At 45.6% G+C, this 17,948-nt stretch carries 13 protein-coding genes and 8 tRNA genes; all 21 read left to right on the forward strand.

Translation table 11 applies throughout. The features are described from left to right. The first annotated feature begins 61 nt into the window (after positions 1-61). Positions 62-562, forward strand: a complete 501-nt coding sequence (gene pncC / locus HW45_RS18875; protein WP_006073327.1) for a nicotinamide-nucleotide amidase — start codon at positions 62-64, stop codon at positions 560-562. Between the two features lie 197 nt (positions 563-759). Continuing rightward, positions 760-1,797: a recombinase RecA gene (gene recA, locus HW45_RS18880; RefSeq protein WP_006073329.1), complete on the forward strand. Its 1,038-nt coding sequence runs from the start codon at positions 760-762 to the stop codon at positions 1,795-1,797. Between the two features lie 75 nt (positions 1,798-1,872). Continuing rightward, positions 1,873-2,337 carry a recombination regulator RecX gene (gene recX / locus HW45_RS18885; protein ID WP_038228916.1) on the forward strand — a complete coding sequence of 155 codons (465 nt, stop codon included), beginning with the start codon at positions 1,873-1,875 and terminating at the stop codon, positions 2,335-2,337. A 147-nt stretch (positions 2,338-2,484) separates the two neighbouring features. After that, positions 2,485-5,070, forward strand: a complete 2,586-nt coding sequence (gene alaS, locus HW45_RS18890; protein ID WP_038228918.1) for an alanine--tRNA ligase — start codon at positions 2,485-2,487, stop codon at positions 5,068-5,070. A 218-nt stretch (positions 5,071-5,288) separates the two neighbouring features. After that, positions 5,289-6,476 carry an aspartate kinase gene (locus HW45_RS18895; RefSeq protein WP_038228920.1) on the forward strand — a complete coding sequence of 396 codons (1,188 nt, stop codon included), beginning with the start codon at positions 5,289-5,291 and terminating at the stop codon, positions 6,474-6,476. A 92-nt stretch (positions 6,477-6,568) separates the two neighbouring features. Then, complete coding sequence (gene csrA / locus HW45_RS18900; protein ID WP_004415691.1) at positions 6,569-6,766, forward strand: carbon storage regulator CsrA; 198 nt, start codon at positions 6,569-6,571, stop codon at positions 6,764-6,766. Between the two features lie 209 nt (positions 6,767-6,975). After that, positions 6,976-7,068: transfer RNA gene (locus tag HW45_RS18905), tRNA-Ser, on the forward strand. Positions 7,069-7,113: 45 nt separating this feature from the next. Continuing rightward, positions 7,114-7,190, forward strand: a tRNA-Arg gene (locus HW45_RS18910). 26 nt (positions 7,191-7,216) lie between these two features. Then, positions 7,217-7,309 (forward strand) — tRNA-Ser (locus HW45_RS18915). A 69-nt stretch (positions 7,310-7,378) separates the two neighbouring features. Then, a tRNA-Arg gene (locus tag HW45_RS18920) sits at positions 7,379-7,455 on the forward strand. An 89-nt stretch (positions 7,456-7,544) separates the two neighbouring features. Beyond that, positions 7,545-7,621 (forward strand) — tRNA-Arg (locus HW45_RS18925). 76 nt (positions 7,622-7,697) lie between these two features. Then, positions 7,698-7,774: transfer RNA gene (locus HW45_RS18930), tRNA-Arg, on the forward strand. A gap of 76 nt (positions 7,775-7,850) precedes the next feature. After that, positions 7,851-7,927, forward strand: a tRNA-Arg gene (locus HW45_RS18935). 76 nt (positions 7,928-8,003) lie between these two features. Continuing rightward, positions 8,004-8,080: transfer RNA gene (locus tag HW45_RS18940), tRNA-Arg, on the forward strand. A 411-nt stretch (positions 8,081-8,491) separates the two neighbouring features. After that, a complete protein-coding gene (locus HW45_RS18945) occupies positions 8,492-8,749 on the forward strand; it encodes an oxaloacetate decarboxylase subunit gamma (protein WP_006075158.1) in 258 nt (85 codons plus the stop codon). Positions 8,750-8,781: 32 nt separating this feature from the next. Continuing rightward, complete coding sequence (gene oadA / locus HW45_RS18950; protein ID WP_038228922.1) at positions 8,782-10,569, forward strand: sodium-extruding oxaloacetate decarboxylase subunit alpha; 1,788 nt, start codon at positions 8,782-8,784, stop codon at positions 10,567-10,569. 9 nt (positions 10,570-10,578) lie between these two features. Then, positions 10,579-11,709 carry a sodium ion-translocating decarboxylase subunit beta gene (locus HW45_RS18955; RefSeq protein WP_006075160.1) on the forward strand — a complete coding sequence of 377 codons (1,131 nt, stop codon included), beginning with the start codon at positions 10,579-10,581 and terminating at the stop codon, positions 11,707-11,709. Between the two features lie 192 nt (positions 11,710-11,901). Then, positions 11,902-12,852: an NADP-dependent oxidoreductase gene (locus tag HW45_RS18960; protein WP_038229624.1), complete on the forward strand. Its 951-nt coding sequence runs from the start codon at positions 11,902-11,904 to the stop codon at positions 12,850-12,852. Continuing rightward, entirely contained in the window at positions 12,846-13,301 is a 456-nt protein-coding gene (locus HW45_RS18965; RefSeq protein WP_031495418.1) for a YqaA family protein, read from the forward strand. The genes HW45_RS18960 and HW45_RS18965 overlap by 7 nt, the downstream gene beginning before the upstream one ends. Before the next feature lie 9 nt (positions 13,302-13,310). Next, on the forward strand, positions 13,311-16,169 hold the full coding sequence (locus tag HW45_RS18970) for a M16 family metallopeptidase (RefSeq protein ID WP_038228924.1): 2,859 nt from the start codon (positions 13,311-13,313) through the stop codon (positions 16,167-16,169). Between the two features lie 111 nt (positions 16,170-16,280). After that, positions 16,281-17,873, forward strand: coding sequence for a glutamate--cysteine ligase (gene gshA / locus HW45_RS18975; RefSeq protein WP_038228925.1), 1,593 nt, complete (start codon positions 16,281-16,283; stop codon positions 17,871-17,873). Positions 17,874-17,948: the final 75 nt, after the last annotated feature.

A 17,948-nucleotide genomic window follows, 5' to 3' on the forward strand; every position in this document is an offset into this window, starting at 1 on the left:
AAAAAGTGGCTCTATGGCTTGGGGTCGTTGTCAAACATTGAGTTGTTTAGGAGTTTGCTAGATGAACACTATTGAAGAGTTAAGTTTCAACCTAGGCGCGTTACTCGAACAGAAAGATCATATCCTTGTGACCGCGGAGTCTTGTACTGGTGGCGGTGTGGCGACGGCAATCACTGATATTGCTGGTAGCTCTGCGTGGTTTGATCGAGCATTTGTTACTTACAGCAACGACGCAAAAATCGATATGCTTGGCGTCGCAACTGAAACCCTTGGACAGAATGGAGCGGTGAGTGAAGCCGTTGTTGTTGAAATGGCACAGGGTGCGCTGCAGCATTCTAAAGGGACGCTTAGCGTTGCCATTAGTGGAATTGCTGGTCCTGGAGGGGGGAGTGAAGACAAACCGGTAGGAACCGTTTGCTTTGCGTGGGCTTCACAACAAGGTTGGCTCAAGGTCGAAACCTGTTTGTTTGAAGGTGACCGAGCCGCAGTACGTCAGCAAGCTGTAATGCATGCGCTATTGATATTGTATCGTCACGTATTGGAAGACGAGCCTTACTGTTAACAAAATAACACTCGCGGCATCAACGATTTGCTGTTTGTGTCGGAAAAATTTTCATACAGGTATAGACACTGTATGAATCAACAGTATAATAAAACCATATCGCGATGCTTTTATGCATCGCTCACTAATTAGAAAACTGCCAAAGCAAGTAACTTGCGTAGAGCCTATATCCGTAAAGGATAGTTGTGGAGAAAGTAATGGACGAGAATAAACAAAAGGCGTTAGCCGCTGCATTAGGTCAGATTGAAAAGCAATTTGGTAAAGGCTCGATTATGCGCCTTGGTGATAACCGCACCATGGACGTTGAAACCATTTCAACAGGTTCACTTTCTCTAGATATCGCTCTAGGTGCTGGTGGTCTTCCGATGGGTCGTATCGTAGAAATCTACGGTCCGGAATCATCAGGTAAAACAACGTTAACGCTAGAGTGTATTGCCGCGGCACAGAAGCAAGGTAAAACATGTGCGTTTATCGATGCAGAACATGCCCTAGACCCAATCTACGCGAAGAAGCTTGGTGTTGATATTGATTCGTTACTTGTCTCTCAACCAGATACAGGTGAGCAAGCTCTAGAAATCTGTGATGCACTAGCACGCTCTGGTGCTATTGACGTGATGGTAGTCGACTCTGTTGCGGCTCTAACGCCAAAAGCAGAGATTGAAGGTGAAATGGGCGATAGCCACATGGGTCTTCAAGCGCGTATGCTTTCTCAAGCGATGCGTAAGCTAACTGGTAACCTTAAGCAGTCTAACTGTATGTGTATCTTCATCAACCAAATCCGTATGAAGATTGGTGTGATGTTTGGTAACCCAGAAACGACAACAGGTGGTAACGCACTTAAGTTCTACGCGTCTGTTCGTCTTGATATTCGTCGTACTGGTTCTATCAAAGAAGGTGACGAGGTTGTTGGTAACGAAACTCGAATCAAAGTTGTTAAGAACAAGATTGCAGCACCATTTAAACAAGCTGAGACTCAAATTCTATACGGCCAAGGTTTCAACCGTTATGGCGAGCTTATTGACCTAGGCGTTAAGCACAAGCTTGTTGAAAAAGCGGGTGCATGGTACAGCTACAACGGCGATAAGATTGGTCAAGGTAAAGCGAACGCATGTAAATTCCTTCGCGAAAACCCAGAAGCGGCACAAACGATTGATGCGAAGCTTCGTGAAATGCTACTAACACCAGCACTGGAAGAAGCTCCAGAGCAAGGTGAAGCGCCAGCTGAAGAGTTGTAAGCGTTAACAACCTCATTGAGATAAGCCCTGCAGAGCAGGGCTTTGTTGTATCTGTACTTTGTTCGTCGAGTGACTATGTTTCAACGAAAACCACCATCATTGTCAGCGAAAGAAGCCGCGATTCAATTGTTGAGTCGTCGAGATCATGGTGAGTATGAGCTTTATCAAAAACTTGCTTTTAAAGGCTACGAAGAATCTGAAGTAGAAGCGGCGTTAGATTTTTGTCGTGATTGTCGCTATTTGGATGACTTGCGTTTTGCCAAGAGCCAAATTCGTCAGCATGTATACAAGGGTCATGGTGAGCGTAGAATTCGCCAAGAATTAAACCAAAAGCGTGTCTCAGATTCTGTCGTTGATGAAGCGATGTTAGAGGAGCAAGTGGACTGGTTTGAGTTGGCTAAAACAACGGCGGAGAAAAAGTTTCGACTCGGAAAATCAAAAGATCCGAAAGAATACGCCAAACAAGTGCGCTTTTTGCAGTATCGAGGTTACACATTTGAACAGATTAACTATGCACTAAATGCTCTTGAGAATCCTTAGTTCACCTGCAACCACTTGTCCTAACGCGATTAATCTCTAATTTCTTCCAGTTTCCTGCCTTTTTTACCAGAATACTAGGCGAATCCTTACTCATGGGGTTACAATACGTCCCCAAAATCTAACTCGAATTATTTCAGGAAGAGCTGCATGTACATGAGCACAGACGAGGTTCGCAACGCGTTCCTTAAGTTCTTTGAGAGCAAAGGGCACCAAATCGTAGACAGTTCATCGTTGGTTCCACACGATGATCCAACTCTGCTTTTCACCAACGCCGGTATGAACCAGTTTAAAGACTGTTTCCTTGGCTTAGAAAAGCGTAACTACACTCGTGCCACTACGGCCCAGCGTTGTGTTCGCGCTGGTGGTAAGCACAACGACCTTGAGAACGTTGGCTTCACTGCTCGTCACCATACTTTCTTTGAGATGCTGGGTAACTTCAGCTTTGGTGACTACTTCAAAGAAGATGCTATCAGCTTTGCTTGGGAGTTCTTAACAGAAACGTTGAAACTGCCAAAAGATCGCCTACTTGTAACGGTTTATGAAACCGACGATGAAGCGTTTGAAATCTGGAACAAGCAAATTGGCGTGCCAGCGGATCGCATTGTTCGCATTGGCGACAAGAAAGACGGCAAGCCATACGAGTCAGACAACTTCTGGCAAATGGGTGATACTGGTCCTTGTGGTCCATGTACAGAAATTTTCTATGATCACGGTGAGCACATCTGGGGTGGTCGTCCTGGTACTCCTGAAGAAGATGGTGACCGATTCATCGAGATCTGGAACAACGTATTTATGCAGTTCAACCGTCATGCAGACGGTACTATGGAACCGCTACCTAAACCATCGGTTGATACTGGTATGGGTATTGAGCGTATTTCTGCCATCATGCAAGGCGTTCACTCAAACTACGAAATCGATGTGTTCCAAACATTGATCAAAGCTGCAGCTGAAGTTATTGGTTACCAAGATTTATCAAACCAATCTTTACGCGTAATTGCAGATCATATCCGTTCATGTTCATTCCTAATCGTTGACGGTGTGATGCCATCTAACGAAGGTCGTGGTTACGTACTACGTCGTATCATTCGCCGTGCAGTTCGTCACGGTAACAAGCTCGGTGCGCAAGGTGCATTCTTCCACAAGCTTGTTGGTACTCTTGCCTCTGTTATGGGGAGTGCGGGCGAAGAACTTAAGAAGCAACAAGCCGTTGTTGAAAAAGTACTTCGCATCGAGGAAGAGAACTTCGGGCGTACTCTTGAACGTGGTATGACAATCCTGACAGAAGCTCTTGATAACCTTGGTGATGAAAAGGTTCTTGATGGCGAGACAGTATTCAAGCTCTATGACACTTATGGCTTCCCAGCAGATCTAACTAACGATGTGGCTCGTGAACGTGAGTTTACTATCGATGAAGAAGGCTTTGAGAAAGCGATGGAAGCACAGCGTCAGCGTGCTCGTGAAGCTGGTCAGTTTGGCACGGACTACAACGCTGCGATTAAAGTCGATACCGACACTGAATTCTGCGGTTACACAGGCACGGAAGGTTCAAGTTCTGTTGCTGCTATGTTTGTTGAAGGCGCAGAAGTTGATGCGCTATCAGCGGGCGACAAAGCAATTGTAGTGTTAGAACAAACGCCGTTCTATGCAGAGTCAGGTGGTCAGTGTGGTGATGCTGGTGTACTGAAAACGGCGGCTGGTCTATTCAAAGTAGAAGATACCCAAAAACTGGGCAACGCGATTGCACACCATGGTGAGCTTGTCGAAGGTGTTCTAGCAAAAGGTGATGAAGTCGATGCGATTGTTGATGCACAGCGTCGCGCTGCTATTTCATTGAATCACTCTGCAACTCACTTGTTGCACGCTGCACTGCGCCAAGTACTTGGTGAGCACGTTACACAGAAAGGTTCTTTGGTGAAGCCTGATAACTTACGTTTCGACTTCTCTCACTTAGAAGCGATGACGAAAGCAGAGATCAAAGAAGTTGAACGTCTGGTTAACGCGCAGATTCGCACTAACCACGTTATTGAAACTAACGTGATGGATATCGAATCAGCGAAAGCCAAAGGAGCGATGGCTCTGTTTGGTGAGAAGTACGATGACGAAGTTCGTGTTCTATCTATGGGTGACTTCTCAACTGAGCTTTGTGGTGGTATTCACGCTAGCAATACAGGTGATATTGGTCTGTTCAAGATTACATCGGAAGGTGGTATTGCTGCTGGTATTCGTCGTATCGAAGCCGTGACTGGTGAAGCGGCACTAGACGCTATCGAAGCTCAAGCTTCTCAATATGAAGAGAAACTAACTGATGCGGCAAGTAAAGCTAAGTCATTAGAAAAAGAGATTCAGCAACTGAAAGATAAACTTGCAGCGGTTGAAAGTGCCAACATTATGGGCAAAGTAGAAGAGATTGCGGGTACGCAAGTTCTTGTTGCAGCTCTAGAAGGTGCTGATAGCAAGAACCTTCGTACTATGATGGACAATGCGAAAAACCAAATGGGCAGCGGTATTGCGTTTATTGCGAACGTAGCAGATGGCAAAATTGGTTTGATTGCAGGTGTGACGAAAGACCTTACAGGCAAAGTAAAAGCAGGCGACCTTGTTAAGATGGTTGCCGAGCAAGTTGGCGGTAAGGGCGGTGGTCGTCCTGATATGGCGCAAGCAGGGGGCTCTGATGTTGAAGCGCTACCTGAAGCGTTAAAATCGATTCGTAGCTGGTTAGAAGAGCGTCTATAACTCTTTAATCGATATCATAAAATGCCCAATCAATGTACGTTGATTGGGCATTGTTGCTTTTGGTCTCAGTGCATTTAAAGTACGAATTGCATAATACTCTGCTGAAGAGCTGATTTAATAAGTGTGCGTGTGGACGTCGCTTAATATAAGGGAGCGGCTAAATTGGCCGTAATTTCAAAAATCGACAACGTAAAGTTGTCTTGGGAAGGTGAAGACTGGTGAAAAGACCACTAATCGTGCAAAAGTTCGGTGGAACTTCTGTTGGCTCTGTAGAACGCATTCATAATGTTGCAGAGCACGTAATTCGAGCTAAAGCGTCGGGCAAACAAGTTGTTGTTGTCGTATCTGCGATGTCAGGAGAAACCAATCGATTGGTTGATCTGGCTAAACAGATCGACAAAGTACCCAATGTTCGTGAACTGGATGTCTTGTTATCTGCCGGTGAGCAAATTTCTATGGCATTGCTATCCATGACGTTAAGTAAACTTGGACACGCTGCGGTTTCTCTTACTGGCGGACAGGCAAGAATTGCCACTAACAACAACCACAACAACGCAACGATTAGTAGTATTGATACCAGTGTGATTGATGACTATTTGGCTCAGGACAAAATTGTCATTGTGGCGGGCTTTCAAGGCGTGAATGAAATTGGTGACATTACGACTTTAGGTCGAGGTGGCTCTGATACGACGGCGGTCGCGTTAGCCGGAGCGCTTGAAGCTCAAGAGTGTCAGATATTCACAGACGTTGATGGCGTTTACAGTTGCGACCCAAGAATTGTCAGTAAAGCAGAAAGGCTTGATACCATTGATTTTCCTACCATGCATGAAATGGCACACAAAGGGGCGAAAGTCTTACATTTGCCTTGTGTTGCTTATGCATGGAAACATCAAGTGCCGCTTCGTGTGTTGTCGAGTTTCGAACCGGGCGAAGGGACCTTAGTAGCTGGCATGGAATCGAGGCCTGGAATTAGCGGCTTAGCAATACGAAAACAAATAATGGCTCTATGTATGATGGCAGAGCACGCTGATATCGTTGATAAACAGCGCCAAATGCTAGGGGTTGATGATTGCCATTGGGTGACAGATTCCACCTACAAGCAATTGTTAGTGGGCCAAGAGTGTTGCGATAAGCTTCGACTGGTTATTGATGAGAAAGTGGTAGCGACTCAAGAGGTTGCGTTATTGACGCTTGTTGGCGCCGATGCAAAGGCGCAAGCATCACAATATCAACAACTTCTCAACTTATCAGACATATCTGTTCTACACTTTTGTGAGGATAAGCACTCAATTACGTTAGTAATGGAACCGGGAGCTATCGACAAAGCGGCTAACGTACTGCATGATAACTACATTATCACCAGTGAATCCGTTATGAGAGAAGAAAAACAGGTACATTTGGGGTAAATACTTTTCATAAGATAGTTTACGAAAATATAACTTTTGTTGGATAATAAGTTTCGTAGCAAGATAATTAGAGAATACTCAAGGAGCAAAGAATGCTGATTCTGACTCGCCGTGTTGGCGAAACGTTGATGATTGGTGATGAAGTCACTGTTACTGTACTAGGTGTTAAAGGTAACCAAGTTCGCATTGGTGTTAACGCTCCCAAAGAAGTTTCAGTGCATCGTGAAGAAATTTACATGCGCATTCAGGCGGAAAAAGGAAATGGTAACGTTGCTTCAGGCAACTACTAATCCAAACTGAGAGGGCTGGCGTTATGCCGGCCTTTTTGTTGCGCAAAATTCGTCGCTTAATAGAGGCACTAAGTCGGATTTTGTGTAGGAAAGCTACGATTAAATGGTGGTTTGGTTAATTTGCCAACGCTTAGTCTGTTTTTTCCTAATTTTACCAAGAAAATGTTTGACTTATTTTTGGTAAATCGTAATATGTGCCTCCGCAAGACGGTGAGGTGGCCGAGAGGCTGAAGGCGCTCCCCTGCTAAGGGAGTATACGGTTTGTAGCCGTATCGAGGGTTCGAATCCCTCCCTCACCGCCATTCTTGCGAAGTGTTGTATAACACTGTTCTTATTGAACATATTGCGCGCTCGTAGCTCAGCTGGATAGAGTACCTGGCTACGAACCAGGCGGTCGAAGGTTCGAATCCTTCCGAGCGCGCCATTTCTCTCTTCGGAAAGAAATACTGCGGTGAGGTGGCCGAGAGGCTGAAGGCGCTCCCCTGCTAAGGGAGTATACGGTTTGTAGCCGTATCGAGGGTTCGAATCCCTCCCTCACCGCCATTTATTGACTGTTTCAGTCAATTTTTTTGTTCAAAAAGAAATTAAATGTGATATGCTTCACAACCTTGCGCGCTCGTAGCTCAGCTGGATAGAGTACCTGGCTACGAACCAGGCGGTCGAAGGTTCGAATCCTTCCGAGCGCGCCATTCTTTTCGAATGATAGGTTAGGTAAAAGATTTAAGTGAGAACTTAATTCAACACCTGTTACGGCATAAGCTGTACAAAGACTTGTTGCGCGCTCGTAGCTCAGCTGGATAGAGTACCTGGCTACGAACCAGGCGGTCGAAGGTTCGAATCCTTCCGAGCGCGCCATTTATTTAGGTAAAAGATTTAAGTGAGAACTTAATTCAACACCTGTTATAGCATAGGCTGTACAAAGACTTGTTGCGCGCTCGTAGCTCAGCTGGATAGAGTACCTGGCTACGAACCAGGCGGTCGAAGGTTCGAATCCTTCCGAGCGCGCCATTTATTTAGGTAAAAGATTTAAGTGAGAACTTAATTCAACGCCTGTTATAGCATAAGCTGTACAAAGACTTGTTGCGCGCTCGTAGCTCAGCTGGATAGAGTACCTGGCTACGAACCAGGCGGTCGAAGGTTCGAATCCTTCCGAGCGCGCCATTTATTTAGGTAAAAGATTTAAGTGAGAACTTAATTCAACACCTGTTATAGCATAAGCTTTACAAAGACTTGTTGCGCGCTCGTAGCTCAGCTGGATAGAGTACCTGGCTACGAACCAGGCGGTCGAAGGTTCGAATCCTTCCGAGCGCGCCATTATTTAGAAACCTCGCTTAGGCGGGGTTTTTTATTAACAAAAATTTATCATATCAATAACCTTATGATTACAACGTGATGTTTTTTAAGGATAAATCGCGGTAATTTTAAGCCTGTCTCAGTTTTCCAACTCCAGTTTGTTTATGTTGAAATCTATGGTTGAGTCATAGTATGAAGTTCTGTGTAAGTACAAATACACCATAAATTGTCGTGCTCATCATAGTTTTTCATTTGAATGACGTTTTAATGACGACTGTAGATTAAACAAAATTGACAAACTTTCACCAATCGAGATAATCCTAGACCTCTTGCAATGGATCAATGCAAGAACCATTGCTTGTCAATCTGTGTGCAGTGACGCCACGTTTTATGATTGAGTAACTTGTCAGGATGACAAAGAAAGGACGCAACATGACTAATATTGGAAGCCTGCTAGGAGACGCAGCCGCCCTAATGTTCACGGGTATGGCTGTTGTATTTGTATTCCTAACAATCCTCGTTTATCTCGTTCGGTTAATGTCGAAATTGGTACCAGAAGAAGTGCCCGAACCGATCGCAGTTCCTACAAAAATTAAAACACAACAATCCCCCTCAAATGGTGTTAGCCCAAGTGTTGTTGCAGCGATTTCTGCCGCTGTTCATCAATACCGCACTTCGGCCGCTAAATAGATTGAGTTAAAGCTTAAAAGGAGTTAATGAGCATGTCTAAACCACTAGCTATCACGGACGTGGTACTTCGTGACGCCCACCAGTCTCTGTTCGCAACGCGGATGCGTATTGAAGATATGTTACCTATCGCAGCCGAGCTCGATAAAGTGGGGTATTGGTCTTTAGAAACGTGGGGGGGAGCCACCTTTGATGCGTGTATTCGTTTCTTGGGTGAAGATCCTTGGGAGCGCTTACGCGAACTTAAAAAAGCCATGCCAAACACACCAATGCAGATGCTATTGCGCGGACAAAACCTATTGGGTTACCGCCACTATGCTGACGATGTGGTGGAAAAATTTGTTGAACGTGCCCATGCCAATGGTATGGACGTGTTTCGTATTTTTGACGCGATGAATGATGTACGCAACTTCGAAAAAGCGGTAAAAGCTGCTGTAGATGTTGGTGCTCACGCGCAAGGTACACTGTCTTATACGACAAGCCCTGTACATAACACGGATACATGGGTTGATTTAGCCAAGCGCTTAGAAGATTTAGGTTGCCATTCTTTATGTATCAAAGACATGTCTGGTTTACTTAAACCTTATGAAGCCGAAGAACTAATCTCACGCATAAAATCATCATGTGAAGTGCCACTGGCGCTGCATTGCCATGCAACAACCGGGCTATCAACGGCAACGGCGGTTAAAGCAGTCGAAGCTGGGATAGATATTCTAGATACCGCTATCTCTTCAATGAGTCAGACTTATGGCCACACGCCTACAGAGACCGTTGTGGCAATGCTGCAAGGCACTGAACGTGATACCAATCTTAAGCTCGAGCAGATTGAACCTATCGCAGCGTATTTCCGTGAAGTTCGTAAGAAGTATGCGAAATGGGAGGGGCAACTGAAAGGGGTTGATTCACGTATTCTTATTGCGCAAGTTCCAGGTGGCATGCTGACCAACATGGAAGGGCAGCTAAAAGAACAAGGTGCAGCGGATCGTATTGATGAAGTTCTCGAAGAAATCCCAAGAGTTCGTGAAGATCTTGGCTTTATTCCTTTGGTGACGCCAACATCACAGATCGTTGGTACTCAAGCGGTGATCAACGTATTAACGGGTGAGCGCTATAAGAGCATTACTAAAGAGACAGCTGGTGTACTTAAAGGGGAATACGGTAAGGCACCAGCAGAAGTTAACGCTGAACTTCAAGCAAAAGTGCTTGATGGTGCCCACGCGATTACCTGTCGTCCAGCTGATTTATTGGAAGCGGAACTCGACACATTGACGGAAGATCTGCTGCAAAAAGCAAAATCCGATGGTATTTCTCTTGCAGAAGATACAGTGGATGATGTACTTACTTATGCGCTCTTCCCTCAAGTGGGCCTTAAGTTCCTGAAGAATCGCCATAATCCTGATGCGTTTGAGCCAGCTCCAGGTAAAGAAGAAGCAAAACCTGCTGCCCCTGTTGCAGCTCCAGCAGCAAGTGCCGCGGGTATTGAATCTTATAGCGTGAAAGTCGATGGTCAGGTTTATGATGTTGAAGTGGGTCCCAAAGGTGAGCTTACTTCAGTGACTCCAGCGTCCGCAGCACCTGCCACCACTACAGCTCCTGCAGCTGCAACGAATGTTGAAGCGGTTTCTGCTCCGTTAGCGGGGAATATCTTTAAAGTTAATGTTGCATCTGGTGCTCAGGTTCAAGAAGGTGATGTGCTACTTATCTTAGAAGCGATGAAGATGGAAACAGAAGTGCGTGCTGCGCAAAGCGGCGTGGTTCAAGATGTACACGTGAAAGAAGGTGATGCTGTTGTTGTAGGCGCACCTCTTGTTAGCTTAGCGTAAGGGAGCACCATGGAAGGATTGATGACCTTATGGTCAGAAACAGGGATCGCTAACTTTGAATTCGGCCAAATCTGCATGATCTTGGTCGGATGCACCTTGCTGTTCTTAGCGATTCGTAAGGGCTTTGAACCACTACTACTTTTACCTATTGGCTTTGGCGCTATTTTAGCGAACATTCCAAATGCTGGTTTTACCGAGCCGGGTGGTTTGCTGTACTACGTCTATTATATCGGTATCGAGTCTGGCGTGTTCCCATTACTCATCTTTATGGGTGTCGGAGCAATGACTGACTTTGGAGCATTAATCGCTAACCCGAAAACCTTATGGTTAGGGGCTGCGGCTCAGTTTGGTATCTTCGCCACCTTGTTTGGTGCAATTTTGCTGAACTATGTACCGGGTATGGAGTTCTCGATGCAAGATGCTGCTTCCATTGCCATCATCGGTGGTGCGGATGGCCCAACAGCTATCTTCTTAGCAAGCCGACTTTCACCGGATCTTCTCGGTGCAATTGCGGTCGCTGCATATAGCTACATGGCATTGGTTCCTATTATCCAGCCACCGATAATGAAAGCACTGACCACGCCAGAAGAGCGTACTATTAAGATGGCGCAACTTCGCCATGTTAGTAAAGGTGAGAAGATCTTATTCCCGTTGGCCGTGTTGTTGATGACTATCTTGTTCCTCCCTTCAGCAACACCTTTAGTGGGTATGTTCTGTCTGGGTAACTTGATGCGAGAGGCGGGCGTTGTCGACCGATTATCGAAAACGGCACAAAATGAGCTCATCAATATTGTGACGATCTTCTTAGGTCTTGGTGTGGGTTCGAAGCTTCAAGCAGAAGAGTTCCTAAATTTTGAAACCTTGGGTATTCTCGCTCTCGGCGCTGTTGCCTTTAGTATCGGTACTGGGGCAGGGGTGTTAATGGCGAAGCTGCTCAACAAGTACTCCAAAGAAGATATTAACCCGTTGATTGGTGCTGCTGGTGTTTCTGCGGTACCTATGGCTGCGCGTGTCGTAAATAAGGTGGGCTTACAAGCTAACCCACAAAACTTCCTTTTGATGCATGCAATGGGTCCTAACGTAGCTGGCGTATTAGGCTCGGCAGTAGCTGCAGGTATCTTGTTAGCTCTGGTAGGCTAAATGCGAATCCATATTGTATTAATCGGGGGAGCTTAGGCTCCCCTTTTTTTATCTTTGGTTATCAGGCCAAGATAATGAGTCACAAAAGTGATTGAATTTGTTACATACTGGATGTGGGTTGATGAAAAGATAATCTAGACTCAAACCGGTATTTCGTTACTATGGAATCTCAAATTGGAAGAGGAAGCCGCGATGAAGTGTAAACAAATAGTCATCCCAGAATTTGGTTCAGCAGAAGTATTGGCATTTCAGGAGGTCGATATTCCTCAACCAAAAGCCGGTGAGGTGCTGGTAAAAGTCGCCTATGCTGGCATTAATCCTATTGATGTGAAGACGCGTGCTGGATTGGGGTGGGCGGCAGCTGAAAACAAAGATAACTTACCTTGGGTACCGGGTTATGATATCTCGGGCTCAATTGCTGGTTTAGGTGAAGGCGCACAGGCGTTTGAAGTAGGTCAAGAGGTCGTGGGATTTATTGGGTTTCCTCTTCGTGCGGGTGGTTATAGTCAATATGTGTGTGTACCCGAAACAGAGCTTACTGCGTTGCCTAACACGGTTACCTTAGAGGCAGCAGCAGCGTTGCCATTGGCTGGGCAAACAGCAGCACAAGCAATTAATAAAGCTCAGGTGCAAGAGGGCGAGCGAGTGTTAATCCTAGCGGGTGCAGGTGGCGTTGGTCACATCGCGGTTCAACTAGCAGTGGCGACTAAAGCAGAGGTGTACACCACTTGCAGTGAGCGCAATCTCGATTATTTGGCTACATTAGGCGCTCATGCTATCAATTATGAATTCGCGCCAGCTTCAGAGCGACTAAGCGATGTCGATGTACTGATTGACCTAGTCGGTGGTGATGTCGCGTTAGATGCACTTAAGTGTCTTAAAGATAATGCTAGAGTTATCACCATTCCGACGATTACGGCAGAGCTAGTATGCGAAAAAGCCAAACTTCTTGGTTTTGAAGCGAGTGGAATGTTAGTGTCTCCCGATACCAAACAAATGGAAACCTTACTGTATATGGTAGGTGTTGGACTGTTAAAAACCGAAATTCAGCACGTTTTCCCTTATTCACAAGTGGTTGAGGCTCACCAACAAGTCGAAACCAGCCGTACTCGCGGCAAAGTCCTACTTGATATGCAATGCTAGAAACATTTTCTCAATACCTAGCGGAGTCATGGTTTGCCGACTCCGCACTTGCGGTTCTTTTTATTTCTGGGTTTTTAAGTGCGACCTTACTTCCAGGTGGCTCAGAAGCCGGGCTAGTGGCAACCTTAAGTTTGCAACAATACACTCCGGCCATGGTGATTTTGGTTGCTACCATAGGGAATACTCTTGGAGGGTTAACCAACTACTGGATTGGTATTTGGTTGCCAAATCGAACTCAGGAAGAGAAACATGGTCATAAAGCCATGGCATGGATACAGAAATATGGTTACTGGACGTTATTGTTGAGTTGGTTACCCGTCATTGGCGACCCTTTGTGTTTAGCAGCAGGTTGGCTGCGGATGAAGTTTCTGCCATGTGTTGTGCTTATTGCGATTGGTAAAGCGCTACGTTATATCGCGCTGACCGCTATCTTCTACGGTCTTTTCTAAGGAGCATTTATGAAAAAGATCTGGCTCGGCGTTCTATCGCTGGTCTTTCTATACGGTTGCAGTAGTAACGAGCCGTCAAATCAAGCCAGTAGTGCTTTACCTAAAGGTGTCACTTTAATTGAAGAGGCCAAAGCTGACCCAGACAAGGTCATGATTCCTTATTCTAAATACCGTTTGGAAAATGGCCTCACTGTTATCTTAGCGCCCGATGACTCGGATCCTTTAGTACATGTGGATGTCACCTACCATGTGGGATCGGCTCGTGAAGAGGTCGGAAAGTCCGGTTTTGCACACTTCTTTGAACATATGATGTTCCAGGGTTCAGAACACGTCGGTGATCAGCAACATTTTAAGATCATTACCGAAGCGGGTGGCACTTTAAACGGTACGACCACGCGCGATCGCACTAATTATTTTGAAACCGTTCCATCTAACCAATTAGAGAAAATGTTGTGGCTTGAAGCGGATCGTATGGGCTTTTTGCTTGGGGCAGTTTCTCAGAAAAAATTTGAAATTCAGCGTGATACGGTGAAGAACGAACGTGCTCAAAACTACGATAACCGTCCTTATGGCCTGATATGGGAGAAAATGGGTGAAGCCATGTTCCCTGAAGGGCACCCCTATTCTTGGCAGCCAATTGGATATGTTGAAGATCTTGATCGTGTTGACGTGAATGATCTTAAAGCATTTTTCCTACGTTGGTATGGACCAAATAATGCCGTGCTCACCATTGGTGGTGACATCGATAAAGCACAAACATTGGCATGGGTAGAAAAATACTTCGGTTCTATTCCGAGAGGACCTGAAGTCGACAAAGATCCAAAACAACCAGCTGTGTTGCCAAACGATCGTTACGTGACGTTAGAAGATCGTATTCGTCAGCCGATGGTAGTGATTGGTTGGCCTACGACGAGCTATCGAGGCGCAAAAGATCAAGCTGTGCTTGAGGCAATGGCTGACGCCATCGGTGGTGGCACCAATAGTTTGTTGTATCAAAAACTGATCAAGACGCAAAAGGCGCTCGATGCTGGGGCATTCAACGATTGTAATGAGCTAGCTTGTAACTTCTACGTGTACGCTATGGGCGCTTCAACAGATAAAGATGGTCTAAAAGCGCTATACAACGAGTTGTTAGCGACGTTAAATGAGTTTGAAAAACAAGGCATCAGTGAAGAGAGGCTGAAACAGATCACAGGCCTTTCTGAATCAGGCGCTGTTTTCGCACTGCAAAGTGTCAAAGGTAAGGTCTCTCAGTTAGCCTCTAACGAAACCTTCTTTGGTCAACCAGATCGCTTAGAACAGCAATTAAAGCAGATACGTGCGGTTACTCCTCAGGATGTGACTAATGCTTACGACACCTTCATCAACGATAAGCATAAAGTAACCTTGAGTGTGGTGCCTAAAGGCCGTAAAGATATGGCGGTAGAGCCTGCTAACTTCGAGACTCCGCCGAGAACATTACCGAAATATAGCAAAGTGACGGAAGAGCAATTGGTATTCCGACGACCTGTTGACACCTTTGATCGCAGCGTTATGCCTAAAGTAGCGGAAGGAGTTAAAGCTAAGATGCCAGCACTTTACAGCTTGCAGTTTGATAATGGCAGTGAGCTACTAGGTACAGAAACACGAGAAACACCAACGGTAGAGATTCACTTCCAATTGCCTGCAGGCGATCGCTATGTTGCGAAAGGAAAAGAAGGCTTAGCGGGGCTAACAGCTTCCATGATGGAAGAAGGAACCACAACACGCAGCGTGGAAGAACTGCAAGCAGAGCTCGATCGATTAGGTAGCCGAATTGGGTTTAGCGCAGGAGCTTACACCACACGCGTGTCGGTCTCGGCTCTAGCGAAGAACTTGCCAGAGACCTTAGCGCTGCTCGAGGATGCGCTATTCCACCCTGCCATGAAACAGGAAGACTTTGACCGCTTGAAAGCACAAACGCTAGAAGGATTGGTTTACCAACATCAGAAACCAAGCTGGATGGCATCACAAGCGACAAGAGAGGTGTTGTTTGGAGACTCTGTATTTGGCCGCTCATCTGATGGTACTGAAGCGTCGATTGCTTCAATTACGCTTGATGACGTGAAGCGCTTCTATCGCAAGCACTACACACCACAAGGGGCTCAAATAGTGGTGGTTGGCGATATTTCCCAGAAACAGATCAAGAAGCAATTGGCATTTTGGCAGTCTTGGAGTGGAGAAGCGGCGCCATTGATTTGTCCGGAAGCAGTAGCGCCTTTAACTGGTCAGCATATCTTCTTGGTAGATAAGCCAGCTGCACCACAAAGTATTGTACGTTTGGTGCGCCGAGGGTTGCCGTTTGACGCAACGGGCGAGCTGTATTTGAGTCGACTGGCTAACTTTAATTTGGCGGGTAACTTCAATAGCAGGATCAATCAGAATTTGCGAGAGGACAAAGGTTACACCTATGGTGCGAGTGGTTATTTCGCGAGTAATCGTGAAATTGGAGCGATTGTCTTTAGTGCTCAAGTGAGAGCTAACGCGACGATTCCTTCAATTGAAGAGCTCATTAAAGAGTTAAAAGACTACAGCCAAAATGGTATGACCGATGAAGAACTAGAGTTTATGCGCCTTGCTGTGGGACAACAAGATGCATTGACTTACGAAACACCAAGTCAAAAAGCCAGTTTGTTGTCGTCAATTTTAACCTATAGTTTGGATAAGGATTACCTCCAGCAGCGCAATGACATTGTAGAATCGGTCGACAAATCGGTGCTTAATGAGCTGGCTGCGAAGTGGTTCGATCCAAACAAATACCAAATCATAGTTGTGGGAGACGCGAAGAGTCTAAAACCGCAACTTGAGAAACTGAATATTCCAATTGAAGAACTTGAAATCACACAATAGAGTGACCATATAGAAGGGATGGGTGGCATCGGCTCTTGTTTATTCAATAAGATAGCGTGTATGGTGTCCCCAGTCTTCAATTGGAATAACGAACTATAAGCGAATCGCATTGTGACTAAATTTGCTGCGCGACTGGATCAAGTTGCTAAAGACCAAACCATTTTTAAACAGTTTGGACGAGGTGTGGAAAGGGAATCGTTGCGTTATACCGACGATGGCCACTTAGCGACAACGCCGCATCCAGAGGCGCTAGGCTCAGCCCTAACGAACGAATACATTACGACGGATTTCTCCGAGTCACTACTGGAGTTTATTACTCCAGTTTCTCGTGATGTTGATACGCTGATCAATCAGTTATCTGATATCCATCATTTTACTCAGACGAAATTAGGCAACGAGAAATTGTGGCCACTGTCTATGCCCTGTTATGTGGGCAGTGAAGATGATATCGCCTTAGCTCAATATGGCAGCTCGAACTCTGGACGTATGAAGACACTTTATCGTCAAGGACTAAAGCATCGCTACGGTAGCTTAATGCAGATCATTTCCGGCGTGCATTTTAACTTCTCATTCCCAGAGTCATTCTGGGATGCGCTATTTGGTGAGCAAGACGAAAAAGCACGCCAAGATGCGAAATCGGAAGCCTACTTCGGTCTTATCCGAAACTATTACCGTTTTGGCTGGTTAATTCCTTATTTCTTTGGTGCGTCACCGGCCATTTGCTCGTCTTTCCTGCAAGGAAAGGAGACTAAACTGCCATTTGAGAAAGTGGGCGGCACGCTCTATTTGCCAAAAGCAACGTCGCTGAGACTGAGTGATTTGGGTTATACCAATAGCGCGCAGAGTGCACTTAAAATTGGTTTTAACAGCCTTGACCAGTATCTTGAAGGGCTAAACCAAGCGATCCACACACCTTCTGAAGATTTCGCCAAGATTGGCGTAAAAGTAGAAGGTGAGTATCGCCAGCTTAACGACTATGTGTTGCAGATTGAGAATGAGCTGTATGCTCCGATTCGTCCTAAGCGTGTGGCTCAAAGCGGTGAAAAACCATCAGAAGCGCTATCACGTGCAGGTGTTGAGTACATTGAAGTTCGCTCTTTAGATGTGAATCCATTTAGTCCAATTGGAATTACTGCGGATCAGATTCGTTTCTTAGATCTCTTCTTAACCTGGTGCGTTTTGAAAGACTCTGAGCCTATGGACAATTGTGAACTTGAATGCTGGCGTGAAAACTGGAACAAAGTGATTGTTGAAGGCCGACAAGTTGGTCTTGAACTGAAAATTGGTTGTGACGGTGAAGTGCTTGATAGCCAATCATGGGTAAAACGTGTGTTTGTCGACCTTCGAGAAATCGCTAAACATATGGATGCTGCTCACGGTGGCAACGAATATCAAAAAGTGTGTGACACACTGGAAGCTTGGAACGACGACCCTGAACTGTCCATTTCTGGCCGTTTACTTGAGAAAACAAAGGCATTAGGTGGTCTAGGTAAAGTTGGTTGCGAGCTTGGTAAAGAATACCGCCAGAAGAACTTAGATCATCAATATCATGCTTATTCGTCTGACCTTATGGAAACGGAAGTGATTCGGTCGGTTGAAGTTCAGAAAGTGATTGAAGCTTCAGACAAAGAAAGCTTCGATGATTTCTTAACGAACTATTTTGCGTATCTCACCCCAGAACGTATGCAGGCGATTAACAAGTAAGCGAGTTGCACCTCTTGGTGTAGCCCCTTACAATCGAGCCACTAATCACTTACTCACGGCTTTTGCGGTGAGTAA

It is taken from the genome of Vibrio sp. ER1A, from assembly GCF_000733315.1.
Taxonomy (GTDB): Bacteria; Pseudomonadota; Gammaproteobacteria; order Enterobacterales; family Vibrionaceae; genus Vibrio; species Vibrio mediterranei.